Annotated in this window: 21 protein-coding genes; 8 read left to right on the forward strand and 13 right to left on the reverse strand. The window is 71.4% G+C overall.

All coding sequences use genetic code 11. From position 1 onward, the window contains the following. Nucleotides 1–59: 59 nt before the first annotated feature. The 4 genes from OG788_RS11100 to OG788_RS11115 form a co-directional block, all read right to left on the reverse strand. Nucleotides 60–779 carry a helical backbone metal receptor gene (locus OG788_RS11100; RefSeq protein WP_406370443.1) on the reverse strand — a complete coding sequence of 240 codons (720 nt, stop codon included), beginning with the start codon at nt 777–779 and terminating at the stop codon, nt 60–62. Between the two features lie 57 nt (nt 780–836). Then, nucleotides 837–1,418 (reverse strand): helix-turn-helix domain-containing protein, encoded by a 582-nt coding sequence (locus OG788_RS11105; protein WP_406370444.1) that lies wholly within the window; start codon nt 1,416–1,418, stop codon nt 837–839. Between the two features lie 1,382 nt (nt 1,419–2,800). Beyond that, nucleotides 2,801–5,416 (reverse strand): ABC transporter permease/substrate binding protein, encoded by a 2,616-nt coding sequence (locus OG788_RS11110; RefSeq protein ID WP_406370446.1) that lies wholly within the window; start codon nt 5,414–5,416, stop codon nt 2,801–2,803. After that, on the reverse strand, nt 5,409–6,488 hold the full coding sequence (locus OG788_RS11115; RefSeq protein ID WP_351547014.1) for a glycine betaine/L-proline ABC transporter ATP-binding protein: 1,080 nt from the start codon (nt 6,486–6,488) through the stop codon (nt 5,409–5,411). The genes OG788_RS11110 and OG788_RS11115 overlap by 8 nt, the downstream gene beginning before the upstream one ends. Before the next feature lie 171 nt (nt 6,489–6,659). Between OG788_RS11115 and OG788_RS11120 the strand changes: the two genes are divergently transcribed. Together OG788_RS11120 and OG788_RS11125 are read left to right on the forward strand one after the other, a co-directional pair. Continuing rightward, complete coding sequence (locus OG788_RS11120) at nt 6,660–7,598, forward strand: 5'-3' exonuclease (protein ID WP_351547153.1); 939 nt, start codon at nt 6,660–6,662, stop codon at nt 7,596–7,598. A gap of 101 nt (nt 7,599–7,699) precedes the next feature. Continuing rightward, entirely contained in the window at nt 7,700–8,536 is an 837-nt protein-coding gene (locus tag OG788_RS11125; protein WP_406370448.1) for a siderophore-interacting protein, read from the forward strand. A gap of 148 nt (nt 8,537–8,684) precedes the next feature. Here the strand turns inward: OG788_RS11125 and OG788_RS11130 are convergent, their stop codons facing one another. The 3 genes from OG788_RS11130 to OG788_RS11140 form a co-directional block, all read right to left on the reverse strand. Beyond that, on the reverse strand, nt 8,685–9,461 hold the full coding sequence (locus tag OG788_RS11130; RefSeq protein WP_406370450.1) for an ABC transporter permease: 777 nt from the start codon (nt 9,459–9,461) through the stop codon (nt 8,685–8,687). Continuing rightward, on the reverse strand, nt 9,458–10,474 hold the full coding sequence (locus OG788_RS11135) for an ATP-binding cassette domain-containing protein (protein ID WP_406370452.1): 1,017 nt from the start codon (nt 10,472–10,474) through the stop codon (nt 9,458–9,460). Before OG788_RS11135 ends, OG788_RS11130 begins: the two co-directional genes overlap by 4 nt. 227 nt (nt 10,475–10,701) lie before the next feature. Further along, nucleotides 10,702–11,349, reverse strand: a complete 648-nt coding sequence (locus OG788_RS11140; RefSeq protein ID WP_406370453.1) for a PadR family transcriptional regulator — start codon at nt 11,347–11,349, stop codon at nt 10,702–10,704. Nucleotides 11,350–11,574: 225 nt separating this feature from the next. On the opposite strand from OG788_RS11140, the gene OG788_RS11145 reads away from it, so the two are divergent. Together OG788_RS11145 and OG788_RS11150 are read left to right on the forward strand one after the other, a co-directional pair. Next, nucleotides 11,575–13,125: an amino acid permease gene (locus OG788_RS11145; RefSeq protein WP_406370455.1), complete on the forward strand. Its 1,551-nt coding sequence runs from the start codon at nt 11,575–11,577 to the stop codon at nt 13,123–13,125. A 4-nt stretch (nt 13,126–13,129) separates the two neighbouring features. Then, nucleotides 13,130–14,089: an RluA family pseudouridine synthase gene (locus OG788_RS11150; protein ID WP_406370457.1), complete on the forward strand. Its 960-nt coding sequence runs from the start codon at nt 13,130–13,132 to the stop codon at nt 14,087–14,089. Here the strand turns inward: OG788_RS11150 and OG788_RS11155 are convergent. From OG788_RS11155 to OG788_RS11180, 6 genes are all read right to left on the reverse strand, one after another. After that, a complete protein-coding gene (locus tag OG788_RS11155; RefSeq protein ID WP_406370459.1) occupies nt 14,083–15,570 on the reverse strand; it encodes a cytochrome P450 in 1,488 nt (495 codons plus the stop codon). The two genes, OG788_RS11150 and OG788_RS11155, sit on opposite strands and share 7 nt — an antisense overlap. Before the next feature lie 74 nt (nt 15,571–15,644). Further along, the gene (locus tag OG788_RS11160) at nt 15,645–16,265 is read right to left on the reverse strand and encodes a GTP-binding protein (RefSeq protein WP_406370461.1); all 621 of its coding nucleotides are present in this window, start codon (nt 16,263–16,265) and stop codon (nt 15,645–15,647) included. Further along, nucleotides 16,246–16,686, reverse strand: a complete 441-nt coding sequence (locus OG788_RS11165; RefSeq protein ID WP_351547041.1) for a DUF742 domain-containing protein — start codon at nt 16,684–16,686, stop codon at nt 16,246–16,248. Before OG788_RS11165 ends, OG788_RS11160 begins: the two co-directional genes overlap by 20 nt. Further along, nucleotides 16,683–17,090, reverse strand: coding sequence for a roadblock/LC7 domain-containing protein (locus OG788_RS11170; protein ID WP_326788791.1), 408 nt, complete (start codon nt 17,088–17,090; stop codon nt 16,683–16,685). Before OG788_RS11170 ends, OG788_RS11165 begins: the two co-directional genes overlap by 4 nt. After that, nucleotides 17,087–18,673, reverse strand: a complete 1,587-nt coding sequence (locus OG788_RS11175; RefSeq protein WP_406370464.1) for a sensor histidine kinase — start codon at nt 18,671–18,673, stop codon at nt 17,087–17,089. The genes OG788_RS11170 and OG788_RS11175 overlap by 4 nt, the downstream gene beginning before the upstream one ends. Before the next feature lie 315 nt (nt 18,674–18,988). After that, entirely contained in the window at nt 18,989–19,615 is a 627-nt protein-coding gene (locus OG788_RS11180; protein WP_351547047.1) for a helix-turn-helix domain-containing protein, read from the reverse strand. A gap of 222 nt (nt 19,616–19,837) precedes the next feature. On the opposite strand from OG788_RS11180, the gene OG788_RS11185 reads away from it, so the two are divergent. The 4 genes from OG788_RS11185 to atzF all read left to right on the forward strand — a co-directional run bounded on the left by OG788_RS11185 (nt 19,838) and on the right by atzF (nt 26,634). Beyond that, the gene (locus OG788_RS11185; RefSeq protein WP_406370466.1) at nt 19,838–20,662 is read left to right on the forward strand and encodes an urea amidolyase associated protein UAAP1; all 825 of its coding nucleotides are present in this window, start codon (nt 19,838–19,840) and stop codon (nt 20,660–20,662) included. Continuing rightward, nucleotides 20,659–21,258: an urea amidolyase associated protein UAAP2 gene (locus OG788_RS11190; RefSeq protein WP_351547053.1), complete on the forward strand. Its 600-nt coding sequence runs from the start codon at nt 20,659–20,661 to the stop codon at nt 21,256–21,258. The genes OG788_RS11185 and OG788_RS11190 overlap by 4 nt, the downstream gene beginning before the upstream one ends. After that, a complete protein-coding gene (locus tag OG788_RS11195; RefSeq protein ID WP_406370467.1) occupies nt 21,255–24,773 on the forward strand; it encodes a 5-oxoprolinase/urea amidolyase family protein in 3,519 nt (1,172 codons plus the stop codon). Before OG788_RS11190 ends, OG788_RS11195 begins: the two co-directional genes overlap by 4 nt. A 196-nt stretch (nt 24,774–24,969) precedes the next feature. Next, a complete protein-coding gene (atzF, locus tag OG788_RS11200) occupies nt 24,970–26,634 on the forward strand; it encodes an allophanate hydrolase (protein ID WP_406370468.1) in 1,665 nt (554 codons plus the stop codon). The last annotated feature ends 282 nt before the right edge of the window (nt 26,635–26,916 follow it).

Genomic DNA, 26,916 nt, shown 5'->3' on the forward strand with positions numbered 1-26,916 from the left:
GTGCTGGTTCCGCCCAGCCAGAACGGAAGTTCAGGCCTTGCGGCGCCTCGGTGTGATGGTCATGACCGCGCTGCCCGCAGTGCCTCGCCGAGCCGCGCCGGCGCTGCGGCCAGTGACGGTCCGTACCAGGTCAGCAGGCGGCCGTCGACCAGCGCGCAGGGCACCCCCGCGAAGGATTCCGGTCCGTCGTCGGCGGTGAAGCGGTACGGCTCGTCGGGCAGCACCACGAGTTCGGGGGCCGCCGCGGTCAGCTCGGCGAGCGGGATACGGGGATAGCGATCCTCGTGGCGCGCGTAGAGGTTGTCGACGCCCAGCCGGGCCAGGACGTCTCCGGCGAAGGTGTCACGGCCCAGCACCATCCAGGGCCGCCGCCAGACCGGCACGATCGCGGTCGTACGGCGTGCCGGGGCGGGCGTGCCCTCCCACGCGGCCTCCGCCTCGTCCAGCCAGCGCGGACGGGCGAGCGCACCGCACGCGCGGAGCACCCGGTCCAGTTCCCGCAGGGCCCCCGGCACGTCCCGCACCTCGGTGACCAGCACCTCGATGCCGGCCTCCCGCAGCGCCGTCAGATCGGGCTCCCGGTTCTCCTCCTCGTTGGCGACGACGAGGTCGGGCGCGAGCCGAACGACGGCGTCGACGTCGGGGTTCTTGGTGCCCCCGATCCGTACGACGTCGAGGTCCGCGGGGTGACTGCACCAGTCGGTCGCGCCGACCAGGGCGCCGGGGACCGTCACGGCCACGGCCTCCGTGAGCGAGGGCACGAGGGACACCACCCGCATGCCCGTCCGCCTCTCCCTCGCCGTCATCGCCCGCCGTGTCCCGCCCGCCCGCACCGCTCAGCGCTTGCCGGCGTTGTGCCGGTCCTCCACCGCGTCGATGTGGTCGGCGACCTCGACCACGACCACCCGGGTGTCCGGCACGGTGGCACGCCAGCGGTGCCGCACGCCGCCGGTCAGATAGAGCGTGTCACCTCGGCCGAGGCGATGGGCGCGCCCCTCCGCCTCGACCTCGACGGCACCGTCGGCCACGTACATCAACTTGTCGTTGCGGTGCTGGAGTTCACGTCCCTCTTCGTGGTCGCCGGTGAACTCGGTGGCGTGCATCTGGTGGTGGCCGCGCACCAGGGGGCGCATATGGGCCTCGGGCGTGAACTCGGCGCCCGCGTCGGCGCGCACGACGTCGACACTGCACGCCGGGTCGGCGGCGGCCAGCAGTTCCACGGCGGTGGTGCCGAGGGCGTCGGCGACTCTCTCCAGGGAGCTTTTGCTGGGCCGCGCCCGCTCGTTCTCCACCTGGCTGAGAAAGGGCACCGACAGGCCGCTGCGCTCGGCCACCACGGCGAGGGTGAGCCGTAGTGCCCGACGCCGTCGCCGTACGGCCGCACCCACCCGAAGGGGCTGTTCTTTGTGGTCGCCCATGGCTCCGGCTCCCTCCCTCGCGTCGTCGGTCCGCGAACCGTCCGGATTTCCGGCCCGCTCCTTCTGATGAGTTGTTTGCACCCTACGCATGTTCGGCAAACCGTTTCATGCACCCGTCACATCGCTGTCACATCGAGGGAGTGTGAGGGTTACAGTTCGCGCCACCGAGTGAGCCCGCCCGCCCCTGCGGGCGCGGCCGGCTCCCACGGGACGAAAGGGCCGACCACCAGGGCGGGATGCCCGTCCGCGGGGCCGGCGGCATCACAGAGGCACGGGCCGGACTCCGGCCGCTTCCGTGCGTGCGCCGGGCGAGTGGCCCGAGCGCCGGATCGCAGGCATGCGTCCGCCGGCTCCCGAAGTCCCCGCGCCCGCGCCGTGCAGCGACCAACACCGGCCGCTCACCCTTGAGTTCGGGGAGCTCGCGCGGCCTGCCGCGTCACCGTCGGCCCCCGGGGCCGCGGGGCGTGGTCCAGCCGCTGGTCGGGCTCGGTGTGCCGGGGTCCCGAAGTCGGCGCGCGCGAGCGGAGGTTGGCGGCCCGCGGGTGTCTCGTCCGGTGACGGCCGGGGCGTCGGGCGGGGGTGCCGTACGGCGCGGCGGTGGCCGCCGCGGACCCGGAGCGGCGCGCGAGGAGGGGCGGCGTGCGGAACGCGCGGTCGCGGCCGTCGGTACGGCGGGCGCCGGACCGGGGTGACCGCGTACCGCGACGCGGTTGTCCGGATCTCTCTCGTACGCCAGTACGTGGCCGCGGATGCGATCGGCCGTGCGTACGGACCGCCCACCCACGAGGAGCGGCACCGGCCGGAGCCTGCCGCACGGGCCCCTCCGGAACGAACGGAGGCGGAGGCCTTGGGGGGCGACGCAGCGGCTGTCGCCCCACGGCCACCGCGCACGGCGTCGCCCCACAGCCCCCCGCGCACGTCCACCCGCTCACCTCGGGCTCCGGGCGTCCGAGCTCCGGCTCCGGACCCCCGGCACCCGGCTCCGGGCATCCGGACTCCGGGCTTCCGGGCTCAGGGCTTCCGGGCATCCGGACTCCGGGCTTCCGGGCTTCCGGGCTTCCGGGCTTCCGGGCTCAAGGCTCCGGCTCCGGACCCCCTGCACCCGGCTCCGGGCTCCGGCTCCGGGCTCCGGCTTCGGGCACCCGGCTCCGGGCGTCCGGACTCCGGGCTCCGGCACCCAGCTCCGGGCACCACGCACCACGCACCACGCACCACGCACCACGCAAGGGTCGGAGCCGGAGGCCCCGCCGACGCCGCGAGGGGTGGTCCTCGCCCCGCGGGTCAAAGAACCCGCGCGACGAGGACCACCCCTCGGAGTGAACCGCCGACGGCGCCTCGGCATGGACCGCTCACCACCCCTCGGGGTGAACGGTCCGCGCGTCCTACTGCGGAGTCATCCGCCGCACCATGTCCGGGTACTCCTTGAGCCACGCGGCGACGGCGTCCTCCTCGTGCCCCTGCCCGCGCTGCTTGATCTCGCTCTCCAGGCTGCCGAGTTCGGCCTCGCTCATCCTGAAGTTCTTGATCCACTCGGTGAGCTTCGGGTACTGGCCGGGGAACTTCTCGCTGGAGATCGTCCGGATCGTGTTGCCCTCGCCGAAGAGCTTCCTGTCGTCGGCGAGCTTGGTGAGCTTGTACTCGCTGTACGCCCAGTGCGGCGACCACAGGACGACCGCGACCGGCTCCTTCTTCGCGTACGCGCGCTTCAGCTCGGCCAGCATCGCGGGCGTCGAGCCGTCGACGACCTTGTACTCCTTGTCGAGGCCGTAGCCCGGAAGCACCTTCTTCTTGAGGAGGTTCATCTCACCGGTCCCCGGCTCGATACCGATGATCTTCCCGTCGAAGGTCTTGCCCTTGCCCTTGAGGTCGGCGAGGGACTTGACGTCCTTCACGTACGAGGGGACGGCGATCTCCAGTGAGGTCGGCTCGTACCAAGTACCCAGGTCCTTCAGGTCGTTCTTGTGCTGCTCCCAGTAGTTGGACTGGGCGTACGGCAGCCAGGCGTCGAAGTTGAGGTCGAGGTCACCGGAGGCGAGACCGGTGTAGACCGGGCCCACGTCCATCTGCTTGAGGTTGAGGGTGTAGCCGCGCCGGGCCAGCACGTTCTTCCAGAGGTAGGTGACGGCGACGTCCTCGTCCCAGGGGAACCAGGCGACATCCAGCGGGCGCTTCGCCTCGGCCGGGGTGGCGGACGCGGAGCCCTCGACCGGGGCCAGCTTGTCGACGACGCCGGGATTCGTCTTCAACCAGGCGCGCACCGCGTCCTGCTGCTTGCCCTTGCCGGCCTTGTTGATCTCCGCTTCGAGACCGGTCAGCTGCTTCTCTGTCATCCGGAAGTTCTTCAGCCACTTGCCGACGACCGGGTTGTCCCGGGCGAAGCCCTTGCGGGAGAGGGTGTGTACCCCGTCGCCCTTGCCCCAGGCGCCCTTCGGGTCCTTGAGCTTCTTCAGCTTGTAGTCGCTGTAGGCCCAGTGCGGCGACCAGAGAGTGGCGACGATCGGCGCCTTCTTGGCGTACGCGCGCTTCAGCTCGGCCAGCATCGCGGGCGTCGAGCTGTCGACGACCTTGTACTCCTTGTCGAGCCCGTACTCCTTGAGCACCTTGCTCTTGAGCAGCCCCATCATTCCGGCGCTGGACTCGATACCGGTGATCTTGCCGCCGAACTTCCCGGCCTGCCCCTTGAGGTCCTCCAGGGAGTCGATGCCCTTCATGTAGGCGGGCACGGACAGTTCCAGGGACGTCGGGCCGTACCAGGAGCCCAGGTCGTCGAGCCGCTTCCCGTACTTCTTCCAGTACTGCTCGTGCGTGGTCGGCAGCCAGGAGTCGGTCTCGAAGTCGATGTCGCCCTGGGCCAGCGACGTGTACAGCGGACCTGCGTCGAACTGCTTGGTCTCCACCTGGAAGCCGCGCTGCTCCAGGATCTCCTGCCAGAGGAAGGTGGAGGCGACGCCCTCGTCCCAGGGGATGTAGCCGATGGTGACCTTCTTGCCCTGGCCGACGTTCTCGCCGTCGGCCGCGGTGGACGTCGATCCGGCACCGCCGAAGACGCCCATGCCGCCCGCGACCAGGGCGAGGACGACGACGCCCACCATGGCCACGACGGGACGGGGGCGGTACGACCAGATCTTCAGGCCCTGGGCGGCGCGCGCCTTGGCGGCGGCGCGGCGGCCGAGCGGGGAGACCTGGGTGCCCAGCGCGCCGGTCATGCGGTCGAGGTAGATGGCGAGGATGACGATGGCGACGCCCGCCTCGGAACCGAGGCCGACGTTCAGCTGACCGATGGCCTCGTTGACGTCGCCCCCGAGACCTCCGGTGCCGACCATGCCCGCGATGGCGGCCATGGACAGGCCCAGCATGATCACCTGGTTGACGCCCGCCATGACGGTGGGCAGCGCCAGCGGCAGCTGGATGCGCAGCAGGGTGTCGCGCGGGGTGGTGCCGAACGCGTCGGCGGCCTCGACCAGGTCCTTGTCGACCTGGCGGATGCCCAGCTCGGTCATGCGGACACCGGGGGCCAGCGCGAAGATCAGGGTGGCGACGATGCCGGCGGGGGCACCGGTGCCGAAGAACAGGATCGCCGGGATGAGGTAGATCATCGCGGGCAGCGTCTGCATGAAGTCGAGGACCGGCCGGACGATGCCGCTGACCCGGTCGGAGCGGGCCGCCCAGATGCCGACCGGCACGGAGACGACAAGCGCGATGAGGGTCGCGACGAGGACCAGGGACAGGGTCACCATCGCGTCCTCCCACAGTTCGAGGGAGTCGATGAAGGCGAAGCCCACGAAGGTGAGGACACCGGCGGAGGTGCCGCGCAGCCAGAAGGCGATGACGGCGAAGATGCCGGCGAGGAGCAGCGGCTGGGGCGCCTGGAGGACGGCGTTGATGCCGTCGTAGGTGCCCGAGAAGACGGTCTTGAGGAAGTCGAAGAGCCACGCCATGTGGTTCAGCAGCCAGTCGACCGCGTCGTTGACCCAGTCGCCGAAGGGGATCCTAGGCACCGGCCTTCACCTCCTCGTTCCGCGGGCTGGGACACCGCTCGGGCGTGCCCTGCTCGTCACCGAGGAAGCCGACGAGCCGCTGCCGGGGGACGACCCCGACGAGGGTGTGCTCCTTGTCGACGACCGCGACCGGGTGGGAGAGACGGGCGCTGATCGCGCAGAGGTCCACGAAGGAGGTGTCCGGCGTGGCGGTCTCGCACGAGCAGTCGGCCTCGTCGCCGCGTATCCCGGTGTCCATGACGGCGCCCGCGGTCAGCACCCGCGAGCGGTCGACGTCCTGGGTGAAGGAGGCGACGTAGTCGTCGGCGGGCCGGACGAGGATGTCCTCGGCGGTGCCGATCTGGACGATGCGACCGTCGCGCATGACGGCGATCCGGTCGCCGAGGCGCATCGCCTCGTTGAGGTCGTGCGTGATGAAGACGATGGTCTTCTTGAGCTTCTTCTGGAGCTCGATCAGCTGGTCCTGCATGTCCCGGCGGATCAGCGGGTCGAGCGCGCTGAACGACTCGTCCATGAGCAGCAGATCGGCGTCCGTGGCGAGGGCCCGGGCGAGCCCCACGCGCTGCTGCATGCCGCCGGACAGCTCGTCGGGCCAGGACTTCTCCCAGCCGGCGAGTCCGGCCAGTTCGAGGGCCGTGGTCGCGCGTATCTTGCGCTCGGCGGCCGGTACGCCCTGGACCTCCAGGCCGTAGGCGGCGTTCTCCAGCACGCTGCGGTGCGGGAACAGCGCGAAGTGCTGGAAGACCATGCTGATCTTCCGGGAGCGGACCTCGCGCAGCTCACGCGCGCTGAGCGCGGTGAGGTCCTGGCCGTCGAAGCGCACGTGCCCGGCGGTGGGCTCCAGCAGTCCGTTGAGCATGCGCAGCAACGTGGACTTGCCGGATCCGGACAGGCCCATGACGACGAAGATCTGCCCGGGCTCCACCGTGAAGGACGCGTCGATCACGGCGGCGGTGGTGCCGTCGGCGCGCAGTTCCTCACGGTCGGCCCCCTGACGGAGCCGCTCCACGGCCGCTTCCGATCGTCTTCCGAACACCTTGTACAGATGGTCGGCCTCAAGCCTGGATGACACGTGTGCCTCTCGTTCGAACGTGGGGAACGGGCTGAACGAACGCTTTCGGTGTTCCCGACGACTGGTGACGGTTGAATGCACAACCGAGTTCTCTCAGAGGCGGCGCCTGCCCCCGCTTACGCGGAGCAAACACGGGAGTGGTCCAGGTCACCGTCCGTGGCGTACGGCATGATGCGGGACGTGACTCAGCAGACTCGACGACTCATGCTCCTCGACACCGCCTCGCTGTACTTCCGCGCCTATTTCGGCATGCCGGAATCCGTGAGGGCCCCGGACGGCACACCGGTGAACGCCGTGCGCGGGCTGCTGGAATTCATCGACCGCCTGGTCAAGGACCACCGCCCCGACGATCTGGTGGCGTGCATGGACGCGGACTGGCGTCCTCAGTGGCGGGTCGACCTGATCCCCTCCTACAAGGCGCACCGGGTCGCGGTGGAGACCGAGGTCGGTCCGGACGAGGAGGAGGTGCCGGACACGCTCTCCCCGCAGGTGCCCGTGATCGAGGCCGTCCTGGACGCGCTGGGCATCGCGCGCGTGGGGGTGGAGGGGTACGAGGCGGACGACGTGATCGGCACGTTCACCGGACGCGCCACGGGCCCGGTCGACATCGTCACCGGCGACCGCGACCTGTATCAACTCGTCGACGACAAGCGGGGCGTGCGCGTCCTGTATCCCCTCAAGGGCGTCGGCACCCTCCAGCTCACCGACGAGGCCTGGCTCCGCGAGAAGTACGGCGTGGACGGTCCGGGGTACGCGGATCTGGCGCTGCTGCGCGGCGACCCGAGCGACGGTCTGCCCGGCGTGCCCGGCATCGGGGAGAAGACGGCGGCCAAACTGCTCGCCGAGTTCGGTGACCTGGCCGGGATCATGGCAGCGGTCGACGACCCGAAGGCCAGGCTGACCCCGTCCCAGCGCAAGCGTCTCGACGAGTCGCGGCCGTACGTCGCCGTGGCGCCGACGGTCGTCAAGGTCGCCGGTGACGTGCCGCTGCCCGAGGTGGACACGGCGCTGCCGCACGCGCCGCGCGATCCGGCCGCGCTGGACGAACTGGCAGCGCGCTGGGGTCTGGGCGGTTCGCTGCACCGCCTGCTCACGACTCTGCAGGCATAGTTGAACGCTTCTGACATGACTGGTATCGGTTCACACATAGGTGCCAGAGAGGAAGAGGTGCTAACTTAGGTAAGCCTAACTATGTGAATCAGGAGGCAGCCATGGCAGAGCGCCCGGAACGCAAGCCCCGGAAACCCCACTCCGCGAAGGTGGTGCGGACCGAGCGGCTGACCCCCCACATGCAACGGGTCGTGCTGGGAGGCGACACCCTGGCGGAGTTCGCCGCGGGTACCAGCACCGACCACTATGTGAAGCTGCTGTTCGGCGCCGAGGGCGTCACCTATCCCGAGCCCTTCGACATGGAGCGCATTCGCGAGGAGTTCCCGCGCGAACAGTGGCCGGTGACACGGACGTACACCGTGCGCGCCTGGGACCCCGAAGTGCGCGAGCTGACACTGGACTTCGTGGTGCACGGCGACGAGGGTCTCGCCGGGCCGTGGGCCCTGCGGGTGCAGCCGGGCGAGGTCGTCCGGTTCATGGGCCCCGGTGGCGCCTACGCGCCCGACACGAGCGCCGACTGGCATCTGCTCGCCGGTGACGAGAGCGCGCTGCCCGCGATCGCCGCCTCCCTGGAGTCGCTGCCCGGCGGCGCCGTCGTCCGCGCCTTCGTCGAGGTCTCCGGACCCGAGGAGGAGCAGAAGATCGACTCCGACGCGGAGGTCGTCTGGCTGCACCGCGGCGACCGGCCCGTGGGCGCGGCCCTGGTGGAGGCCGTACGCGGACTGGAGTTCCCGGAGGGCCGGGTGCACGCGTTCGTGCACGGCGAGGCGGCCTTCGTGAAGGAGCTGCGCAAACTGCTGAGGGTCGAGCGGGAGATCGCCCGCGAGGACCTGTCCATCTCCGGGTACTGGCGCCTCGGCCACAACGAGGACGGCTGGCAGGCGTCGAAGCGCGCGTGGAACGCCCAGGTGGAGGCGGAGCAGGAGGCGTCGGCCTGACGCCCGCTCCCACCCCGTACGTCACCAGGAGGCGGCCCCGCGCGACGCGGGCCGCCTCCTGACGTACGTACGGACAGCCGGGCGGCCGGGGCGCCGCCGCGGGCCGGACCGGACACCGGCCGCGCGGTCGGACCGGCCGGCCGCGGGGCTAGACCGACCGCTGGTACGACCGGAACGTGCGGATCGACAGCCAGACCGCCACCACGGCGAGCGCGAGCAGCGCGCCCGACCGGCCGAGGACGCCACCCCAGTCGGGATGCTCGGACATCGCCGAACGGCCCGCGACCATGGCCCAGTCGAGCGGGTTGAAGTCGGCGATGTGCCGCATCCAGCCGGGCATCTGGGACGGTGCCATGAAGGCGCTGGAGAGGAACGTCAGCGGCAGCAGCAGGAAGGTGTTGATGCCGATGATCGACTCCCGTTCCCGCACCAGCATGCCTAGCGCGCTGGACAGGGCGCCGAAGATCGTGCCGAGCAGCACCGAGGCGAGGACCAGGATCGCAACGCCGCCGATGCCGCCGGGGTAGTCGGCGCCCCCGGCGAGCCCGAGCAGCACGATCACGACGGACTGCAGGGCGGTGATCAGGCCGTTGTTGACGACGTTGCCGTTCATCAGCGCGGCCCGGCTGACCGGCGTGGTCAGGAAGCGGTTGAGCGTGCCCCGCTGGATCTCCTCCAACGTGCCCATGCCGGCCCACATGTTGGAGCTGAGGGCGCTCATCACGACCACCCCCGGCACCAGGTAGTCGAGGTACGAGGTGGTGCCGAAGCCGCCGAGCTCGACGACCTTCCTGAAGAGAGCGCCGAACAGGAAGAGCCAGATCACCGGCTGGATCAGGGTGATGATCGCGTACGCGGGCTGGCGGGCGAACACCATGAGTTGACGCTGCGTCATGTACCAGGTCTGCGAAACGGCCGTGCTCATCGGGCACCTCCGGCGAGGACGAAGGAGCGGGCGCCTTCCGCCTCGGCCTCCGCGTAACGGCGGCCCGCGTAGCGGAGATAGACGTCGTCGAGCGAGGGACGGGCGACGGTCGCGGCGGCGACCCCGACCCCGGCCCGCTCCAGGGCCGCCAGGAGGGCGGGCACCGCGGCCCCGCCGTCGTCGGCGCGGACACTGATCCGCCGCCCGTCGAGCAGCACCTGATGCACGCCCGGAAGTCCGCCGAGGTCGCCCTCCAGCAGCGTACGGCCGGCCTCGCCGACGGCCTCGCGCAGTTCCACGTGGACGGCGTCGCCGCGCAGTTCGCCCTTCAGCTCGTCCGGGGTGCCCTCGACGACGACACGGCCGCGGTCGACGATGGCGACGCGCTCGGCGAGCCGGTCGGCCTCTTCGAGGTGGTGCGTGGTCAGCAGGATGGTCAGGCCCTCGTCACCGGCGAGCCGGGTGATCTCGTCCCACATCGCGGTGCGCGCCTCGGGGTCGAGTCCGGTGGTGGGCTCGTCGAGGAAGAGCACCTCGGGGCGGTGGACCAGGCCGAGCGCCACGTCCAGGCGCCGTCGCATGCCGCCCGAGTAGCCCTTCACCGGGCGCCGCGCGGCGTCGGCGAGGGTGAATCGCTCCAGGAGTTCGTCGACCCGGCGGTCCAGGCCCGCGCCCTTCAGGCCGTAGAGCCTGCCCTGGAGCCGGAGGTTCTCCCTCCCCGTGGCCGCCGGGTCGGCGCCCGAGCTCTGCGCGACCACGCCGATCGCGCGCCGGACGCGGTCCGGGTGACGCAGTACGTCGTGGCCCGCGACGGTGGCGGTGCCCGAGTCCGGGCGGGCCAGGGTGGTGAGAATCTTGACGGTGGTGGACTTGCCGGCGCCGTTCGGGCCGAGGAGGCCGAAGACGGTGCCCTGCTCGACGGTGAGGTCCATGCCGCGGAGCGCGGTGACGTCACCGGGATAGGTCTTGACGAGCTGACGCGCCTCTACCGCGGGCGCACGAGTACTGCTCATGACAGCTGCTCTCCCAAGTGAGCGGATGTCCGGCGTGAAGCCGGGTGATCTCGGATTCCCGAGTGATCTCGGGTGGCTGCCGAGCCGATCCGCGTGAAGAGTGCCGGGCTATCCTGGGTGTGCCGCACCTCGATCGCCTGGAACTGCCGCACGGCGGATTCAGTTCGGGGTTCGAGACCCTGGCGGGACTGGTGCAACAGTCCCGCCGGGGTCTGTTCTTCTTCGGGTCACTGCTCGAAGGGGCGTTGCTCCAAGTCCTGGAACTCGGGCGGGATCTCCCCCGTCTCGTGGAAGCTCCGCCACTCCTTGACGCCGGGCAGGGTGCCTTCCCTGAGCTCCGCGAGGAAGCCCCGGACCCACTCCGCCTGCGCCTCGACCATGTGCAACTGGTACTCGGTCTCCACGAGGAAGATCCGGGGCAGCGTCTCGTACAGCTTCTCCAGGCCGCCGCGGGCGCTCGCGGCCTGCACCTCCAGGGAGTTGAGCCGCTCAGCGAGCAGCCGCGCGACCTCGTCGGGAGGCAGTACCCCCATCAGCGAGAGCGCGGTCTCGAAGATCGGATACTCACGGGCCGGGACGGCCATCAGGTCGGAGAGCCACTCGGTCATCTCCTCGCGCCCGGCCTCGGTGATGCCGTAGATCGTGCGCTCCGGACGGTTGCCCTGCCGCTCCACATCGGTGACTTCGACGAAACCGTGCTTCTCCAGGTTCTGCACGACCGTGTACAGCGAGCCGTAATTGATCTTCGTGCTGGTGTCCTTGCCCTGACGGCGCAACGTCTGGGCGATCTCGTACGGATGCATCGGCCGCTGCCAGAGCGTCGTCATGACGGCGAGCGCCAGCGGGTTGCTCAGCTTGCGTCGCTTCATCGCCATCACGCCTCTCGACTCGTCTCCGAATATCCGTAGCCGAACATATCGCGTCCTCGGAACAGGCGTCAAGACACACGATGTATCGCGTCGGAGCGCGGGCGGCGGGCGCGTGAGGACTTCGGCCCGCCGCCGACACGGCCGCGTCACGCGGGCGAAACAGGGTCTCCCTAATTTCTGTCACCCGACAGGAATCCCGCTCACCCTTCCGCGCCGAAGGCAGGTGCCGCCGTGACCACCACCGCCCCCTCCGACGTACGCCCTGATCCGCCGGAGTCCCCCGACGACCGCTCCCTGACCGAGTTCGGCTACCGCCAGGAGCTGCACCGCAGCCTCGGCCGGTACGCCTCGTTCGCCGCCGGGTTCTCCTTCATCTCCGTCCTCACGACGGTCTTCCAGTTCTTCGCCTTCGGGTACGCCTTCGGCGGCCCGGTCTTCTTCTGGACCTGGCCGGCCGTGCTGATCGGCCAGCTCGCGGTCGCCGCGTGCTTCGCGGAACTGGCCGCGCGCTATCCGATCTCCGGCGCGATCTACCAGTGGTCCTCGCGCCTGTCGAACCTCTCCTTCGGCTGGTTCGCCGGCTGGATCATGGTGATCGGACAGATCGTGGTGGTCGCCGCCGCGGCACTCGCCCTGCAGATGGTCCTGCCCGCGATCTGGTCGGGCTTCCAGCTGATCGGCGACGACCCGGCCCCGACCAGCCCCGACGGCGCGGCCAACGCGGCCGTCCTGGGCGTGATCCTGCTCGTCCTGACCACGCTGGTGAACATCCTCGACAACCGCGTGATGTCCGCGGTCAACCGGATCGGCGTCACCGCGGAGATCATCGGCGCGGTCCTGATCATCGTGCTGCTGTTCACCCACTCCGAGCGCTCCCCCGGCATCACCTTCCACACCGGCGAGGGCGGCACGGGTCTGCTCGGGGCCCTGATGGTGGGCTCCTTCATGGCCGCGTACGTGATGATCGGCTTCGACAGCGCCGGCGAGATGAGCGAGGAGACCCACAACCCGCGCCGCACCGCTCCCCGTACGATCCTCACCGCGCTCGGCGCTGCGGGTCTGCTCGGCGGGCTCATCGTGCTCGGCGGACTGCTCGCCGCCCCGAGCCTCACGAACGGCCGCCTGGGTGTCGACGGCCTGAGCTACGTCCTGACCAGCAGCCTCGGCGACGGGGTCGGCCGGGCGCTGCTCGCCGATGTGGTGGTGGCCGTCGCGGTGGCCACCCTGGCGATCCAGACCGCGGCCTGCCGCATGCTCTTCTCGATGGCCCGCGACAACCAGCTCCCCTTCTCCGGCCGCCTCGCCAAGGTCGACCCGCGCACCGGCATGCCGAGCGCCCCCGCCCTGGTCGTCGGCGTCCTCGCGGCCGCTCTGCTGCTCCTGAACTTCGCCTCACCGGACGCGTTCCTGGCGATCGGCACCACCTGCATCGTGATGCTGTACCTCGCGTACGCGATGGTCACGGGGCCGCTGCTGGTACGCCGGCTGCGCGGGCAGTTCACCGCGGACGGCACCGACGAGACGGGCTCCCCGCTCTTCTCCCTCGGCCGCTGGGGCGTCCCCGTCAACGCGCTCGCCCTCGTCTACGGCCTCTTCATGACGGTCAACCTGGCCTGGCCGCGCGCCGCGGTGTACGACCCGGCGGGCGGGCACTGGTACTTCCAGTGGTTCACCGTGCTGTTCCTCGCAGTGACGCTGGTCGCCGGCGCGGGGTACCGGGCGTACAGGGCGCGGGCGACGGCGCCGGAGGCTCCCGAGGTGGTCCCGGCCTCGTACGCTTGACCAGGTGAGACGCAAGCCCCGGATCCCGCCCTCTCCCCTCCCTCAGCGCCACGGGGTCGACCCCGTGCGGCTCAGACTGCCGCGGGAGGGGAGCTGGGCCACCGTGCGGGAGCATCTGGTGGAGCGGCTCGCGGCGGGCGACGGGGTCATCGACGCGATGATCGGCGAGGGACTGATCGTCGGGGAGGGCGGCCGGCCGCTGACCGCCGAAGCCGCCTACGCGCCGGGGATGTTCCTCTGGTTCCACCGGGAGCTGCCGGACGAGAAGCCGGTCCCGTTCCCGCTGGACGTGGTGTACCGCGACGAGCACATCGTCGTCGCCGACAAGCCGCACTTCCTCGCCACCACACCGCGTGGCAGCCATGTCGCCGAGACGGCCCTCGCCCGGCTGCGCCGGGAGCTGGACCTGCCGGAGCTGGGCGCCGCGCACCGCCTCGACCGGCTCACCGCCGGGCTCGTGCTGTTCACCGTACGGCCCGGGGAACGCGGCGCCTACCAGTCGCTGTTCCGCGACCGGCTGGTCGGCAAGGAGTACGAGGCCGTGGCCCCGTACGACCCCGGTCTCGGCCTGCCGCGCACGGTCCGCAGCCGCATCCTCAAGGAGCGCGGGGTGATGGCCGCGCAAGAGGTGGCGGGCGAGGCGAACGCGGTCAGCCGGATCGAACTGGTGGAGCAGCGGGGCGCGCTGGGGCGCTACCGGCTGACTCCCCGCACCGGACAGACCCATCAACTCCGGGTGCACATGAGCGCGTCGGGGGTCCCCATCCTCGGCGATCCGCTGTACCCGGTGGTGACAGGCCCGGTGCCGGCCGGCGACTTCCGGCGCCCGCTGCAACTGCTGGCGCGGGCACTGGAGTTCACGGATCCGGTCACCGGGCTGGCCCATCGGTTCGTCAGTGGACGGATGCTGGAGGCGTGGACCTCGTACGACACGTGGTCGGCCGGGCCCCCCGGGGATCAGTAGCCGCGCCACCACCGAAGGAGGCGCTGCCAGGCTCCGAGCCGGTGGGCGGGCTCGGCGGCCGGAGCGGTCGGCGGGGCCACCGGCTGGGGGGCGGGCGCGGCCGCGGCAGGCACCGGACCGTCCGTCATGACCTGCCAGTGGGACCGCTGGGCGGGCAGCGCGCGGACGGAGGGCCGCTGCATGACGTCCTGCGTCGGCCTGGGCTCGAACCGCACGGGCAGGTCGACGAGGTGGCGCGACGACATGGATCCCCGCCAGCGCAAGTCGTTCTCGTCGCAGTCGAGTTCGACATCCGGCAGCCGCAGCAGCAGGGCGTCGACGCCGACATCGGCGATGGCACGGCCGATGTCCTGGCCCGGGCACTCGTGGGGACCGCCGCCGAAGGCGAGGTGGGAGCGGTTGCCCTGCATGCTGGCTTCCAGGTCGGGACGGATCCGGGGGTCGACGTTGCCCGGCGCGATCCCGAACAGCAGCCCGTCGCCCTTGCGGATGCGCTGACCGCCGAGCTCCGTCTCCTGCTTGGCGAAGTAGCCGAGGACGGCGCTGAACGGCGGCTCGTTCCACAGGGACTGCTCCACCGCCTCGGGCACGGTCATCTGCCCGCCGTTCAGCTGGGCACGAAAGCGCGGATCGGTGAGCACCATGCGCAGCACGTTGGCGATGAGGTTGGCGGTGGCCTCGTACGCGGCGAGCAGCACGAGCCGCAGGTGCTGGGCGACCTCGTCGTCGGTGAGCCGGGCCGGGTGGTTGATGAGATGGCTGGTGAAGTCCTCCTCGGGCTCCGCGCGGCGCCGCAGGGTGTGCTGCGTCAGCACGCTCATGACGTACTCGTTGCTGGCGATCGCGGTCTCGGTGCCCTTGAGCAGGTCACGGGTGGCCTGCACCATGCGGTCGTTGTAGTCCTCGGGCATGCCGATGATCTCGCAGAGCACGGACATCGGCAGATGCTCGGCGAACTGCCCGACCAGGTCGGCCTCGCCGAGTTCGCAGAACTCGTTGACCAGGCGCTGCGTCGCGCGGTTGATGTAGCGCCGCAGGCTGCGGAAGTCGATGGTCGTCATGGCGCCGGTGACCGCTCCGCGCAGCCGCAGATGCTCGTCGCCCTCGGCATGGGAGCAGATGGGCTGCCAGGCGATGTGGGGGGCGAGCGGGTGGTCGGCGCCCGCCGTGCCGTCCTGGACGGCGGTCCACAGCCGGCTGTCGCGCGCGTAGTGCGAGGGCGTGCTGACCATGTGCAGGTTCTCGGCGTGGCCGAGTACGACCCAGATCGGCAGGTCGTTGTGGAGTAACACGGGTGCGACGGCGCCGTGTTCGGCGCGGAGTTTCTCGTACAGGGCGCCCAGGTCCTCCGCCTCGGGCCCGTACAGACGGCGCAGCCCGCCCGGTCCGACGCCGGGGCCGGCGCCGTGGGCGGGGCAGCCGGGGGGCGGGCCGAACGGGGGTTCTTCCGTGCCGGTCGAAGAGTGGGATTCAGTCGTCACAATGATCGCTCCGAAGCTGAAATACGTTCTGTGGATGGGGAGTTGACGTGCGGATGCCGTTCACGGTACGGCGTTCAGACACGCGCCGAAGTCATCGCCAGCGAATGCAGGAACCGCATCAGCGTCATCAAGGTGTCGCGGCTCGAGGCCCTGCGGCGCGCGTCGCATTTCACGATCGGGATCTCCTCGGCCAGGTCGAGCGCGGCCCGCAGGTCCTCGACCGGGTACCGGGGTGCGTCGGGGAAGTCGTTTATCGCGACGACGAACGGAACACCGCGCTCCTCCAGGCGGCCGATCACGTCGAAGCTGACTTCCAGGCGGCGGGTGTCGATCAGGACGACCGCGCCGAGCGCTCCCTCGAACAGGCCGTTCCACAGGAACCAGAAGCGTTCCTGGCCCGGTGTGCCGAACAGGTAGAGCACCAGCTGGTCCGTGATGGAGATCCGGCCGAAGTCCATGGCCACGGTGGTGGCCGTCTTGGTCTCGGAACCGTAGTTGTCGTCGACGCCGATGCCGGCCTGCGTCATGGTCTCCTCGGTCGTCAGCGGCCTGATGTCGCTGACGGAGCCCACCATGGTCGTCTTGCCGACTCCGAAACCGCCCACGATCACGATCTTCACCGCCGCCTGCGCTGTGTGCGGCAGGTGGTCCTCGGCACGAGGGCCCGTGATGGTGTCAGAGCTTTTGAAGTCCATGCATCACCGATTCGAGGAGGGAACGGTCGGGGAGCGCCTGACGGACGATCGGGGCGCGCGCCTGTACCAGTTCGGCCGTCAGCAGCTCGGTGAGCAGGACGGTCACCACGCTGAACGGCAGATTGAGATAGGCCGAGATCTCGGCCACGGACAAGGGGGCCCTGCACAGCCGCAGCAGGGCCGACTGCTCCGGCTGGGCGGCGGGCGGCGGTTCGGCGGCGCGTGCGACGACCAGCGTGACCAGGTCGAGCTCGGCCCGGTCGCCGCCCTCAGCGCCGCCCGTGAGCACGTACAGCCGCTCGGGGTTCTTCGGTTTGCCCTCCCCCTCGGAACCTTCCGGGCCCGAGAGGGAGGAACCCGCTGCGGGGGGTTCCGGGGGCCGCTCCCTGGGTTGGCGCCGTCGGCGTTGCGGAGGAGTCATACGGTCTGCCCGTTGCGCCGCGGCGGACTCGTCAGATGGGCGCCGATCCGTACGACGAGGTCGCGCATGCGGTTGCTCATCAGCCCCGGTTCCGCGGTCTGGTTGGCGAGCACCGCGAGGTAGGCGTTGGGTCCCGCCGACATCAGGTAGAAGTAGCCGCCGTTGATCTCGATGATGACCATGCGCATCCGGCCGTCGCTCTTGGGGATCTCGCCCGCGACGGCTCCGGCCAGGCTCTGCAGGCCGGCGCAGGCCGCGGCGACGCGGTCGGCGGCGTCCGGATCGCCGCCGTAGCGGGCGATGCGCAGTCCGTCGGCGGAGAGCACCACGATCTGCTGGATGCCCGGCACTCCGTCGGCGAGTTCCTTGAGCATCCAGTCGAAGTTGGCTCGCTGCTGGATCACTTGAGGTCCCCCTCGTCGTCGGCCTCGGCAGGGGCCGGCTGGTTGTCCGTGCTGAATGCGGTCGGGTCCGGGTCGCCTTTGAGTCCGTTCATGAACGCCTCGACCCACAGGCCGGGTTCGGGTTCCTTCTCGTCGGGTGCGGGTTCGGGCGTCCACGCGGACGGAACGCCGGTGGCCTCGGCGGCCTCCTGCTCGGCGCGCGCCTCGGCGTACCGCTGGCTGAGCGGGACCTTGACGCGGCTGCGGCGCTGCGGCAGGCCGCCCGGCGTCCGCTCCGTGACCACCGGGACGTCGTCCTCGCGGGGGTCGCCGCTCGACGAGGGGATACGCGGGCCCGTGGTCGGCCGGCGCTTCTTGGGCTTGCGCGCCGGTCCCTCGACCCCGCCGTTGTCGATGCCGGTCACGGAGGTCGCTCCGATGCCGTGCGCGAGACCGGGGGCGAAGTCGGTGGTGAGCATGTCGCGCGGTGCGACGAGCACGGCACGGACACCGCCGTACGCGGACTGCCGCAGCGAGATCTGCATGCTGTACATCTGCGCGAGTCGTCCGACGACGGCCATGCCGAGCCGGGGCGCCTGGCCCATGACGTTCGGGTCGACGCCCGCCGCGGCCAGCCGGAGCAGTTCCTCGATCTTGCCGCGGGCCTCGTCGCTGAGGCTGACGCCGCCGTCCTCGATCTCGATGGCGACGCCGGTCTGCACCTCGATGGCGGTGACGTGCACCTTGGTGTGCGGCGGCGAGTAGCGGGTGGCGTTGTCCAGGAGCTCGGCCAGGGCGTGGATGAGCGGTTCGACGGACACACCGGTGACGGCGACGTCGACGATGTTGTGCAGCTCGATGCGCCGGTACTCCAGGATGCGGGACATCGCGCCGCGCAGCACGCTGAACAGCGGTACGGGCTCGGGCCATTGGCGTCCGGGGCGGCCGCCGCCGAGCACGGCGATGGAGTCGGCGAGCCGGCCGATCAGCGCGGTGCCGTGGTCGATGCGCAGCAGGTCGTCGAAGACCTCGGGGTTGCGCCCGTGGTCCTCCTCCATCTCACGGAGTTCGTTGTTCTGCTGGTGGACGATGGCCTGGACGCGCCGGGCGATGTTGACGAAGGAGCGCTGGGCGGCGTCGCGCATCGACTCCTCGGCGTCGACGATCTTGAGCAGCTTCTTCAGCAAGTCCTGCTGGGACTTGGGGATTTCGCGGTGTTCCGGTGTGCCGCGACCCAGGGTGCGGACCACCTCGGAGGGCGAATCTCCGTCGTGCAGTCGGTCCAGCGCGTGCGGAAGGATCTCCCGGGTGAAGCGCACGATCTCCTGATCGTGCGCGGCGATGCGCTGTTCCAGGGAGGCGGTGCGGCTCGCGAAGTCGGCCCGCAGCTCACGGGCGACCCGGCCGCGGCGGACGGCTTCGCCGCCGATCGCGATGACCAGCAGGGTGGCGAAGCCACCGCACAGGGCGACCGCGGCCCGGGCCGGCTCCGGCACCGCGGCGACGGCGGCGCCGGTCGCCACGGCCATCAGTATGGCGGGCAGCAACAGCACGCGCGCGTAGGGAAGTTCACGGCCACCGGGAGGCGATTGAACACTCACCATGTATGCCCTCTGAGACAAGTCGGCTGGGGTGGGGGAGGTTTGTGGGGGAAACGGCATGGATCGGAACGGATCAAACAAGATCTTCGGAACTTTTGGGAACAAGCGCACGAATACATCCCAACTCGGTGCGCTGCGGGCGAGCTTAGTCCGACCGGATCATCGCTGTGTCATATTCAGCAAGCACCTGAAATCGCCCAGGCGACTGGAGTACCCTCAGCCCCATTTGCACGCTGCGCCTCCATGCGCACACGGTGCGTGATGACCTCCGGGCATGCCGAATCCACGCTTCTCCGGGGTGAAGCGGCGGTGAACCCCTCAGATTCCGGCGATGCGCAGCGCCGCGTCCGCTGTGGCCTCGGCGAAGGCCGACACCGGACGCTGCGGATCGGAGCGGTGCACGAGGATGACTCCCTCGATCAGCCCGAACAGCAGATCCGTCCGCAGATCCAGCTCACTCTTGGCGAGGGCACCGCCGGCCGCGGTGGCGGCGAGCAACTGGCGGTAGGTGTCCTTGAGTTCGGCCCGCACGGCATGGAAGCCGGCAAAGCGCTCGGCACGCACTTCGGGCAGCAGATAGAGGCCGCCGAGGTTGTGCGGGCCCCCGCAGAGCACTTCCACGTCGGTGCGGCACAGCTCCCACAACCGGCCCTCCGCCGGCGCCGCGTCATCAGCGAGGAGCTCACGGGCGAACGCGAGCGAGGGGGTGACCGTGGACTCCAGGAGCTCGGCGAGCAGCTCCTCCTTGCCGGACACGTAGTGGTACATGGACGCCTGGCGCATACCCGCCCGCTCGGCCACCGCGCGGGTGGTGGTGGCCGCGTATCCCCGCGTCGTGAACAACTCGGCGGCGGCGTCGAGCAGTTCGGCCCGCGGCGTCAGCCCGCTGTCCGGCCGCTGCGCGGCCCGCGGCCTGCCGACCCGTCGTCCGCCACCTGTTCCCATGCGTTCGATCCTCGCACACGCACGGCGCGCCACCCGGGCGCCGCGGCCCGTGCGTCCGGCCCCGGCCGGCGGTGCGCGGACACGGCCCCCGGCCACCCCTTGCGGCGCGCCTTCCGTGAGGGACAGGTAACCGCGCGGCAACACACGGGACACGGCCGTGACCCACCCCGCCCCTAATTTCTGTCGGGCGACAGAAATGACCCAGGAGCCGGAGGACCCGCGATGGCGACAGCGACCACACACGGAGCACGCGACCACGCCCGCGCCCAGGAGGGAACCCGCGCCGAGGCCATGCCCGTGGTCCCCGCGGGCGCCTGGCCGGCGCCGCCCTGCGAGGCGGGCCATCTGGTGTGGGCGGAGACCGTGGCGGGCGGCAACTACACGCACAAGGTGCTGGCCCGGGGCACCGAACTGCGCCTGACCGACATCACGGGCGACGCCTGCGCGCACCTCCTGCTGTACGTCGCGGACCGCCCGTGGGAGCGCCTGAACGTCGCCGACACGGTCAAGGTCCAGTGGAACGCCTATCTGGGTCAGGGGCAGTTGCTCCTCTCCGACCAGGGCCGGGTGCTCGCCTCGGTGGTCGCCGACTCCTCCGGACGGCACGACGCCCTGTGCGGCACCTCCACGCTCGTACGCAACACCGAGCGGTACGGGGACGGAACTCCGCAGTCCGCGTCCCCGGCCGGACGCGAGCTGTTCAAGCTGGCCGCGGCCAAGAACGGGCTCGGTCCCCGCGATCTGCCGCCCTCGCTCTCCTTCTTCCAGGGCGTGGAGATTCGCGACGACGGCTCACTGGATTTCACCGGCTCGTCCGGCCCCGGCGGCAGCGTCACCCTCCGCGCCGAGCAGGACGTCACCGTGCTGATCGCGAACGTGCCGCACCCGGCCGATCCGCGCCCGGACTACACGAGCACCTCCCTGGAGGTGCTGGCCTGGCGCGCGCGGGCCACCACGGCGGGCGACCCGCTGTGGGAGGCCACCCCCGAGGGCCGCCGCGCCTTCCTCAACACCGCCGAATTCCTTGCCACGAGGGGGCTCGCATGACCCACGTCACCGTCCCGGCCCGCGCCGCCTGGTCCGCGGTCGTCCGCACCGGCGAGACGCTCACCGTCACCGATCTGCACGGCAACCAGGCCGTCGACTTCCTGGTGTACGCCGCCGAGGACACCACCGTCCGCTACAGCGCGCCCGACACGATCCAGGCGCAGGGGAACATCTTCCTGACGACGGGCAGTGTGCTGATGTCGAACGAGCACACCCCGCTGATGACCGTCGTCGAGGACGAGGTCGGCCGGCACGACACGGTCGGCGGCGCCTGCTCCAAGGAGTCGAACACCCTGCGCTACGGGCACCACACCTGGTCCCAGCACGCCTGCGTCGACAACTTCCTCGCGGAGGGCGCCCGCCACGGCCTCGGCAAGCGTGACCTCGTCTCGAACATCAACTGGTACATGAACGTGCCGGTCGAGAAGGACGGCACCCTCGGCATCGTCGACGGGATCTCCGCCCCGGGGCTCAGGCTGACCCTGCGCGCCGAGCGCGACGTGATCGTGCTGGTCTCCAACTGCCCCCAGATCAACAACCCGTGCAACGGCTTCGAACCGACGGCGGTCGCGATCACGATCGGGGCGTCCGCATGACCTTCGACACCCTGCTGATCGCCAACCGCGGCGAGATCGCCGTCCGGATCATCCGCAGCGCCCGCGAGCTCGGCCTGCGCACGGTCGCCGTGTACTCCGACGCCGACCGCTCGGCACCCCACGTCCGGCTCGCCGACGAGGCCGTACGGCTCGGCCCCGCCCCCGCGAAGGAGTCCTACCTCGACGGCGACCTGGTCCTGAAGGCGGCCAAGGACACCGGGGCCGGGGCGATCCACCCCGGCTACGGCTTCCTGTCCGAGGACGCGGCGTTCGCGCGACGCTGCGAGGACGCCGGGATCGTGTTCGTCGGACCCACACCGGAGCAGCTGGAACTGTTCGGCGCCAAGCACACCGCGCGGGCGGCGGCCGAGGCCGCGGGCGTGCCGCTGGCACCGGGGACGGGACTGCTCTCCGGCCTGCCCGAGGCCCTGGAGGAGGCCGGCCGCATCGGCTATCCCGTCATGCTCAAGGCCACCGGCGGTGGCGGCGGCATCGGTATGTCGGCATGTCGATCGGCCGACGAACTGACCGAGGCCTGGGACCGGGTGCAGCGCGTCGCCGCCGCCTCGTTCTCCTCCGCCGGGGTCTTCCTCGAGCGCCTGGTCGAGCACGCCCGCCATGTCGAGGTGCAGGTCTTCGGTGACGGCCGGGGCCGCGTCGTCACCTTCGGCGACCGCGACTGCTCGCTCCAGCGCCGCAACCAGAAGGTCCTGGAGGAGGCTCCCGCTCCGGGCCTTCCCTCCGCCGTGCGCGACCGACTCGCCTCCGCAGCCCGCGAGTTGTGCGCGTCGGTCGACTACCGATCGGCCGGGACCGTCGAGTTCGTGTACGACGCCGCCCGCGAGGAGGCGTACTTCCTTGAGGTCAACACCCGTCTCCAGGTGGAACATCCGGTCACCGAGGAGATCTACGGAGTCGACCTGGTCGCCTGGATGCTCCGCCTGGCCAGGGGTGAGTCCGAGGTCGTACGTGACCCCGGGGCGCCCCGCGGTCACGCCGTCGAGGCCCGGGTGTACGCCGAGGACCCCTCGCGCGAACACCGGCCGAGCGCCGGCCTGTTGACCCGGGTCGAGTTCCCCGGCGGCGTCCGCGTGGACGGCTGGGTCGAGACGGGCACCGAGGTGACCACGTCCTACGACCCGATGCTCGCGAAGATCATCGCGTACGGCCCGGACCGGGCGCACGCCCTCGAGCGGCTCGACGAGGCACTGGCCAGGACCCGGGTGGACGGCATCGAGACCAACCTCGGACTGGTGCGCGCCGCGCTCGCCGAACCGTCCTTCCGGCGGGCGGCGCACTCGACGGCGACCCTGGCCGGCGTCGCCGATCCCACCCCGCGCGTCGAGGTCGTGTCCGGCGGCACGCTCACCACCGTGCAGGACTGGCCCGGCCGCACCGGCTACTGGCAGGTCGGCGTCCCGCCGTGCGGCCCGATGGACGACCTCTCCTTCCGGCTCGGCAACCGGTCGCTCGGCAACACCGAGGGCGCGCCCGGGCTCGAATGCACCTTGCAGGGACCGACGTTGAGGTTCACTCATGCCACGACGGTCTGTGTCACGGGGGCTCCCGCACCGGTCACGGTGGACGGCGCCGCGGTCGCCCAGTGGGAGCCGGTGACCGTGCCCGCCGGGGCGGTGCTGGAGATCGGCGCGCCCGCCGGCCACGGCCTGCGCACCTACGTCCTGTTCGCGGGCGGAGGCCTGGACGTGCCCGCGTTCCTCGGCAGCGCCTCCACCTTCACGCTCGGCCGGTTCGGCGGCCACGGGGGCCGGACCCTGCGGACCGGGGACGTGCTGCACGGCGGCGCGGTCACGGCGCTCGGGGCACCCGTGCCGCCCGGAGAACGTCCCGTCTTCACGGCCGAGTGGCGGGTCGGCGCCCTCGAAGGACCGCACGCCGCACCGGAGTTCTTCACCGAGGACGACATCCACGACTTCTACGCGGCCGACTGGAAGGTCCACTTCAACTCGGCCCGCACCGGCGTACGGCTCATCGGCCCGAAGCCGCGCTGGGCCCGCACGGACGGCGGCGAGGCGGGCCTGCACCCGTCCAACATCCACGACACGCCCTACTCGGTCGGGGCCGTCGACTACACCGGCGACATGCCGGTGCTGCTCGGCCCGGACGGCCCCTCGCTCGGCGGCTTCGTCTGCCCGGCCACCGTCGTCAGCACCGAGCGCTGGAAGCTCGGCCAGTTCCGCCCCGGCGACACCGTGCGCTTCGCCCCGCTCGCCGACGACGGTTCGGCACGCCCCGCGATCGTCGACGGTGGCGTGCTCGCCCGGGACGGCGATGTGACGTACCGCCGCAGCGGCGACGACAACCTGCTGGTCGAGTTCGGGCCCATGCAGCTGGACCTGGCCCTGCGCATGCGGGTCCACGCGCTGATGGAGGCGGTGACGGAGGCGGATCTCGACGGCGTCACGGACCTCACACCGGGTATCCGCTCCCTCCAGATCCAGACGGACCCGCGCCGTGTGTCCCAACGCGAACTCCTGGACACCGTACGGCGGACGGTCCGCGCCCTCCCCCCGAGCGACCAGCTCGTCGTGCCCTCCCGCACCGTCCATCTCCCGCTGTCCTGGGACGACCCGGCCACCCGCGAGGCGATCGCCCGCTACATGGCCGGTGTCCGCGACGACGCGCCCTGGTGCCCGTGGAACATCGAGTTCATCCGCCGCGTGAACGGCCTGGACTCGGTGGACGACGTGTACCGCACGGTCTTCGACGCCGAGTACCTCGTTCTCGGCCTGGGCGACGTGTACCTGGGCGCCCCGGTCGCCACCCCGCTCGACCCCCGCCACCGTCTCGTCACCACGAAGTACAACCCGGCCCGCACCTGGACCGCCGAGAACTCGGTCGGCATCGGGGGCGCCTACCTCTGTGTCTACGGCATGGAGGGCCCCGGCGGCTACCAGTTCGTCGGCCGGACGACCCAGGTGTGGTCGGGCTGGCAGCAGCGCGGCGCGTTCGAGCCGGGCTCGCCCTGGCTGCTGCGCTTCTTCGACCGGATCAAGTGGTACCCGGTGGAGGCGGACGAACTGCTGGAGCTGCGGGCCGACATCATCTCCGGCCGCTTCGTGCCGCGCGTCGAGGAGGGCACCTTCTCGCTCGCCGCGTACGAGACCTTCCTCGCCGAGAACGCCGAGTCGATCGCGGAGTTCCGGGCCCGGCAGGGCGGCGCGTTCTCCGCCGAGCGGGATGCCTGGGAGGCGGCGGGCGAATTCACCCGCGCGGAGGCGGCCGCGGCCCCACCGGCTCCGGCCGCCGAGGTGAGCGTCCCGGAGGGCGGCCGGCTGATCGAGGCCGAGTTCGCCGCGTCGGTGTGGCAGCTGAACGTGGAGCAGGGTGAGACGGTGACGGCGGGGCAACCGCTGCTCGCCCTGGAGGCGATGAAGATGGAGTCGCGTGTCCCCGCCCCGATCGACGGCGTGGTCCGGCAGATCCTCGCCCGACCGGGCGACCAGGTGGAGGCGGGCACGGCGCTGGTCGTCCTGGCACCCCTGGAACCGTAGGAACCGTCCGCGGCACCGTGGGCCTCGTCCCCGGAACCGAAGGCGCTGTCCGCGGCACCGTGGGCCTCGTCCGCGGAACTGCGGGCCCCGTCCCCGGAACCGCGGGCCCGTCCCCGGAACCGCGGCCCCCGGCCCCGCCGTCGTCCGCACCCGCCCGCCCGCACCCGAGGGAACCACCCCAGCACAAGGAGTTCCGATGTCCGCCCTCACCCGAGTCCGCATGGCGTACGCCCGCATCGAGGCCGCGGACCGCCCCGAGATCTGGATCGACCTGCGCCCCCGGGCGGAGGTCGAGCAGGAGGCCCGGGCCGTGGACGCCCGTGTCGCCGCCGGCGAGCGCCTCCCGCTCGCCGGCACCCTCTTCGCCGCGAAGGGCAACATCGACGTGGCGGGCCTGCCCACCACCGCCGGCTGCCCGGCGTACGCGTACACCCCGGAGGCCGACGCCCCCGCGGTCGCCCGCCTCCGCGCGGCCGGATCCATCGTCCTCGGCACCACGAACCTCGACCAGTTCGCCACCGGCCTGGTCGGCACCCGCTCTCCCCACGGCGCCGTCCGGGGCGCCCTGGACCCCGAAAGGATCAGCGGCGGCTCCAGCTCGGGCTCGGCCGTGGCGGTGGCCCTCGGCATCGTCGACCTCGCCCTCGGCACGGACACGGCCGGCTCCGGCCGCGTCCCCGCCGCGTTCAACGGCATCGTCGGTCTCAAGCCGACCCGCGGTCTGGTGCCCACGACCGGAGTCGTCCCGGCCTGTGCCTCCCTCGACTGCGTCACCGTGTTCGCCCGCACGCTCCCGGAGGCCGAACAGGCCCTGGCCCACATGGCGTCCCCATCCGGGCGCGAACTCCCCGCGCTCCCCCAGCGCGCCCCCGGCCCCTGGCGCGTCGCCGTCCCTCCGACGGCACAGCTCGGCGAACTGGACGAAGGCTGGGCCGAGGCCTACGAGGCTGCCGTGCGCGGGCTCGTGGCGGCCGGGGCCGAGGTGCGCACCCTCGACCTCGCCCCGTTCACCGAGGCCGCCGCGATGCTCTACGAGGGCGCCTTCGTCGCGGAGCGCTACACGGCGGTGGGGGGCTTTGTCGACAAACTGATCTCCGAGGGGGGTGCCGGTCTCGACCCGACCGTCGCGGGGATCATCACCCGCGCCCGGGACATCCCGGCCCACCAGCTCTACGCCGATCAGGAGCGGCTGGCCTCGCTGCGTACCCGGGCGCTCGCCGAACTGGCCGACGCGGACGCACTGCTGCTGCCCACCGCGCCCGGCCATCCCACGCTCGCCGAGGTCGCCTCCGACCCGCTGGGCGCCAACGCCCGCCTGGGCCGCTTCACCAATTCCACGAACCTCTTCGACCTGGCGGCCGTCGCCGTCCCGGCCGGCCGGACCCCGGCCGGTCTCCCCTTCGGCGTGATGCTGATCGGCCCGGCGTTCACCGACGAGCGGCTCGCGCGGATCGCCCGCTCGCTGGAGCCGGCAACGAGCCTCGCCGTGGTCGGGGCGCATCTGTCCGGCCAGCCGCTCAACACGCAGCTGCTGTCGCTCGGCGCGCGCCTCGACCGTACGACCACGACCGCCGCCGTCTACCGTCTGCACGCCCTGGACACCAGCCCGCCGAAGCCGGGCCTCGTCCATGTCGGAGCGGGCGGCGGCGCCGTCGAGGCCGAGGTGTGGACCCTCCCGGCGGACGGCCTCGGACGTCTGCTGGCGGCGCTCCCCCGTCCGATGACGCTGGGCAGCGTCGAACTGGCCGACGGCAGCCGCGTCCCCGGATTCCTCTGCGAACCCGGCGCGCTGGACGGCGCGCCCGACATCACGGAGTACGGCGGCTGGCGCGCGTACGTGAGCAGCCGTCCGAACCGCTGACCCACCCGAGCCCCCGGCGGCACCCGGCCGACACGGACGCGGGGACCGCCGGCCGCATCCCGCCGAAAACGGCCCGGGCCGCCGGGTACACCCCGTGGGCACGGGACCGGAAAACCGCAGGCCGCATCCACCGGAAACTGGCGCGCAGCCGCCGGCCGCACCCTGCCGAAGTCGGCCGCACCTCGCCGAGACAGGCGCGGGTCGCCAGGTGCACCCCGCCGGGACCAGCCACGGAGCCGTCCGCCGTATCGCACCGAACGGGCGCGGAGCCGACCTCCGCAC

This window comes from Streptomyces sp. NBC_00647 (assembly GCF_045207245.1).
In the GTDB taxonomy this organism is placed as follows: Bacteria; Actinomycetota; Actinomycetes; order Streptomycetales; family Streptomycetaceae; genus Streptomyces.